This window comes from Marinobacter fuscus, from assembly GCF_003007675.1.
Taxonomy (GTDB): domain Bacteria; phylum Pseudomonadota; class Gammaproteobacteria; order Pseudomonadales; family Oleiphilaceae; genus Marinobacter; species Marinobacter fuscus.
Map to the genome: position 1 here is coordinate 1 of NZ_PXNP01000084.1, position 3,929 is coordinate 3,929.

At 54.9% G+C, this 3,929-nt stretch carries 7 protein-coding genes; 2 read left to right on the plus strand and 5 right to left on the minus strand.

The genetic code is table 11. The features are described from left to right. The first annotated feature begins 332 nt into the window (after positions 1-332). Positions 333-1,667, plus strand: a complete 1,335-nt coding sequence (gene ltrA / locus C7H09_RS11295) for a group II intron reverse transcriptase/maturase (RefSeq protein WP_240616568.1) — start codon at positions 333-335, stop codon at positions 1,665-1,667. Positions 1,668-1,769: 102 nt separating this feature from the next. On the opposite strand, the gene C7H09_RS11300 is transcribed toward ltrA, so the two are convergent. From C7H09_RS11300 to C7H09_RS11315, 5 genes are all read right to left on the minus strand, one after another. Then, the gene (locus tag C7H09_RS11300; protein WP_133166230.1) at positions 1,770-2,054 is read right to left on the minus strand and encodes a hypothetical protein; all 285 of its coding nucleotides are present in this window, start codon (positions 2,052-2,054) and stop codon (positions 1,770-1,772) included. 17 nt (positions 2,055-2,071) lie between these two features. Then, the gene (locus C7H09_RS20490; protein WP_338064038.1) at positions 2,072-2,242 is read right to left on the minus strand and encodes a hypothetical protein; all 171 of its coding nucleotides are present in this window, start codon (positions 2,240-2,242) and stop codon (positions 2,072-2,074) included. Continuing rightward, complete coding sequence (locus C7H09_RS20495) at positions 2,242-2,379, minus strand: hypothetical protein (RefSeq protein WP_338064039.1); 138 nt, start codon at positions 2,377-2,379, stop codon at positions 2,242-2,244. The genes C7H09_RS20490 and C7H09_RS20495 overlap by 1 nt, the downstream gene beginning before the upstream one ends. 175 nt (positions 2,380-2,554) lie before the next feature. Then, positions 2,555-2,917 (minus strand): hypothetical protein, encoded by a 363-nt coding sequence (locus C7H09_RS11310; RefSeq protein WP_106762646.1) that lies wholly within the window; start codon positions 2,915-2,917, stop codon positions 2,555-2,557. Further along, positions 2,899-3,390 (minus strand): type VI secretion system amidase effector protein Tae4, encoded by a 492-nt coding sequence (locus tag C7H09_RS11315; protein WP_106762648.1) that lies wholly within the window; start codon positions 3,388-3,390, stop codon positions 2,899-2,901. Before C7H09_RS11315 ends, C7H09_RS11310 begins: the two co-directional genes overlap by 19 nt. A 206-nt stretch (positions 3,391-3,596) precedes the next feature. On the opposite strand from C7H09_RS11315, the gene C7H09_RS11320 reads away from it, so the two are divergent. Then, positions 3,597-3,929, plus strand: a 333-nt coding sequence (locus C7H09_RS11320; protein ID WP_206074286.1) for a site-specific integrase, incomplete at its 3' end; no start/stop codon positions are given.

Below are 3,929 nucleotides of genomic sequence, written 5' to 3' on the forward strand. Positions count from 1 at the left end.
GGCACAAGACAACGAAGCCATGTGATCTGACGGCCACCGTAAATGATGCAGCAGTGCAGTGACAGTGCATGCTCTTATCTGGGGCGGTCCGACGTATCGGGATCTGCTCAACGAGCGATCGGTTAGTCACCAGTCAGGCCACTGGTCGATCAAGCCTGGGCGCAGCCGTTGCCATCGGCGGTTGCGAGCGAACGAGATGGACACCGATAGCGCCGGTGGGGGTAACCCTTCCGGTGATTGAGTAGAAGTCAGCAGAGGCCATAGTAGCCAAACGCCCGTCGTAATGGTCAGGACAGGGTGAAGGGCCAAACACCGGGAACAAAGGAGGAGCCTTGACCGACTTGAACACACGAATGCCGACCAGCAATGACGTGGCTCAGCGTACGGCCACGAAGCCAGCCTTTAGTAAAGATCTACTCGATGCTGTACTGCACCGGGCTAATCTCCAACAAGCCTGGAAGCAGGTTCGAGCCAACAAGGGAGCGGCGGGTGTCGATGGCATGACCGTCGAGGAATTTCCCGCCTGGGTAAAGGCTGGCCATTGGAACGTGGTCCAGCAGTCGATTCGCTCGGGTGATTATCAACCAGCGCCGGTACGGCGGGTTGAGATCGACAAACCGGACGGTGGCAAGCGCCAGCTTGGCATCCCAACGGTGACAGACCGGGTGATTCAGCAAGCCATTGCCCAGATCCTGATGCCCCTGTTCGAACCGGGATTTTCAGCGGATAGCTACGGCTTCCGTCCGGGTCGAAATGCGCACCAGGCGGTGCGACGGGTACAAAGCATTCTCAAGGAGGGGAGACGCTTTACCATGGATGTGGACCTGTCGAAGCTCTTCGACCAGATCAATCATGACCTGTTGATGACGCACCTGGGCCGCAAGGTCTGGGACAAGCGTTTGTTGGGACTGATTGCCCGGTATCTGCGAGCTGGGGTTATCGATAACCAGCTCTATCTGGAGAGTCGGGAAGGTGTACCACAGGGTGGCCCGTTGTCACCTCTGCTGGCCAACATTATGCTCGACCCACTGGATAAAGAACTGGAACGGCGGGGCCATAGGTTTGCCCGCTACGCGGACGACTTCACCATCGTGGTGAACAGCCGCCGCGCGGGAGACCGGGTGCTGACGAGCATCAGCCACTTCCTCGAACACCGCCTGAAACTGACGGTCAACACCGCCAAGAGCCGAGTCGTCAGAACCAATGACAGCAAGTTCCTGGGCTTTACCTTCAAGGGAACCCAGATCCATTGGCACCCGGACACGCTGCGCAAATTCAAGCAACGTATCCGGGAACTGACGAACCGGAACTGGGGGGTGTCGATGCACTACCAGTTTTTCAAGGTCAGCCAGTACCTTCGGGGCTGGATCAACTACTTTGGTATCGCCACCGGCTATCAACGCTGCTGCGATCTGGATCACTGGATCCGTCGTCGCGTTCGGATGGCCTACTGGCGACAGTGGCGCAAGCCGCGTACCAAAGTCAGGAACCTGATGAAGCTGGGCGTTCACGTCCAATCGGCCGTCGCGTGTGGTATCACCAGTAAAGGCCCCTGGCGCAGCTCGAAGACGCCGGGTATTCAACAGGCACTGTCGAATGACTACCTGAAAGCCGAGGGACTGGCATCACTGCGCGATGGATGGATCAAGCTTCACCATTCCCGGTGAAACGCCTTGTGCGGAGCCGCATGCAGGGTGTTGTGGGGGCTGGGGGTTAGATACCCCCGGCTACCCGATTATGAGTTGCTATGCACCACGCGAACAAACGACTCATTGCAGAGATACCCTCTTTGCATTTAGCAGATCAGATAATGTGATACCTAGAAGATCCACATCGTCGTTTTCTCTTTGCATGATCGAATCGGAGTCTGAATCGCTGCTGATAAGCAAATCCCAGCCGTCTGTAGTCACTGCAAAATGAATGAAATCATGAGCGAACTCAGTGTCTTGCTCAACTAAATACTGGATTTCAATTATCAAGCTTCCTTCTGCTGTTTCAAAGCGTAGAGGATATGAATGATTTTTCAATTCAATTAATTTTTCGATTAGGCTCAATCTGACCCCATTTACTCCTAAACCCCGGACAGCCCCACCACCCAGTCAATCACCGGCGCCGGGTACACCCCGATCACCAGGATCAGCACGGCGACCACCAGCAGGGTCAGCCCGCCGACCTTACTGCCCCAGTCGTTGGTGGCGTCCCGGCGGCGCATGCCGGGTTCCGGCAGGTACAGGGTCACCATCACCCGCAGGTAATGAACAGGCCGATGGCGCTGCTGGCGACGATGCCGCCCAGCAGCCACCACTGGCTGTCCGCCACCCCCAGAGCGATCACATAGAACCTGCCAATAAAGCTGGCGGTCAGGGGCGGCGCCTGCAAAAAATAGATCTGTCCCCATTATCCCGATGCAGTTTCGACCTGAAAAGTTCGAAAAATAAATCTGTCCCGGTTTCCCGTTTACGGACCTGATTGGTATGGGATTGATGCTGTTCCTCGCGACGTTACTGGTGTTGTAGCCCAGAAAAGTCCGAAAAGGTTGATCTGTCGTTATCGTTTACTCAGAAGCGTATTTTTCGAAGATTTCGGCCACCTGGGAGGAATTGTGGAAATCAATGCATCTCGCAATCTCCACAACTTCACCGGATTTGGAGGAGTACTCTTCAGCCTGCCACCCATTCAGCGCGCCCGTGAGTTCAAAGTAGGCATCGAGATGGATGTTGCCAAATTCCCGATACCCGTTAAGGGCTTTTATCGAATCATTGTATACATCGGAATCAGGATACTCGGTGGCGATACACATCGTCAGTGCGTAGTTCTTGAAGAGCCGTTCCTCGTCCATCTCTTCTAGCTGGGTAGCGCTGACGTTCATTGCCAGGACAATACTGGCTAATCCCGGAATTAATCTTTCAAGGTCCATAGGTATGCCTTATGAGATTGGGGGAAATAGCACTGGTCTGCGCACTCGAGGCCTGTCCATATGGTCGCGTGACCGGACGCATCTGACCAACCTCGGACTTCCATTACCAGAATGCCTTTATGGTTAGCAAACTTGGAGGCCGAGGGGTCTTCGATCATGACGTCAGGTTCTCCCAGTTGATTGTGCAGGAAGTTAATAAGATCCCTAACGCGGAACAGGTACCAGTTGCCCTGCCCACCGGAAACCGTCTTGCCGTTGATGAAAGGGACTTTCGGACCTACCCGGTTGAGCACGTAACTCATTCGTATGGCGCAGGCGTTGCGGAATTGACCTTGCTCGGGGGTCAGAACGTTGATGTTATGGTTCACCCTGCCTCCGATTTTTGAGCCGACCGCCGATACCGTTTTCCCGATATCGTCGTAGACTTCCCTGAAGGCCAGGCGTGCTCTTAGAAGGCTGGGTCTTTCACTCATTGCTCACTCTCCTTGTTAGTGTCCCTTTGTGGGACTAGAAATTTTCAGTTTGGCGTCATGCCGTCCCAGTGAATAAATGGATTCTGGTGGCGAGAGCAAGCCGGTTGCTGCCACTTGTTGAACGAAGCCGCTACGCGGCAGAGGCGCAAATCGTCTGTACTTTCCTGACCCCTTCTATTTCGGAAGGGCCTGTCAGGAGACGCGTCATGAACACCCACGACCACGCTCGTTTTCAAGTTCTGCATCAACGCTACCATAACGAACTCACCCTGCGGGGCAAAAGCGCCAAGACCATCGACCTCTACACCCGCTGCCTGCGACAGGTGAGCGACCATTTCGATACCTGTCCCGACCAGCTTAGCACCCAGCAGCTCCAGCAGTATTTCATTCACCTGGTCGAGCATCGCTCCTGGAGCCTGGTCAAAATTGCCCGCAATGCTATGCAGCGTTTCTATCAGTATGTCCTCGACAAACCCTGGGAGTATGTTCCCATCGTCAAGCCGCCCAAGGTTCAGACCCTGCAGGATGTACTCTCCCTG

Coding starts and splice junctions, on each gene's coding strand:
- C7H09_RS11310 (WP_106762646.1), bottom strand. CDS start 2,917: ATGGACCTTGAAAGATTAATTCCGGGATTAGCCAGTATTGTCCTGGCA.
- C7H09_RS20490 (WP_338064038.1), bottom strand. CDS start 2,242: ATGGTGACCCTGTACCTGCCGGAACCCGGCATGCGCCGCCGGGACGCC.
- C7H09_RS11315 (WP_106762648.1), bottom strand. CDS start 3,390: ATGAGTGAAAGACCCAGCCTTCTAAGAGCACGCCTGGCCTTCAGGGAA.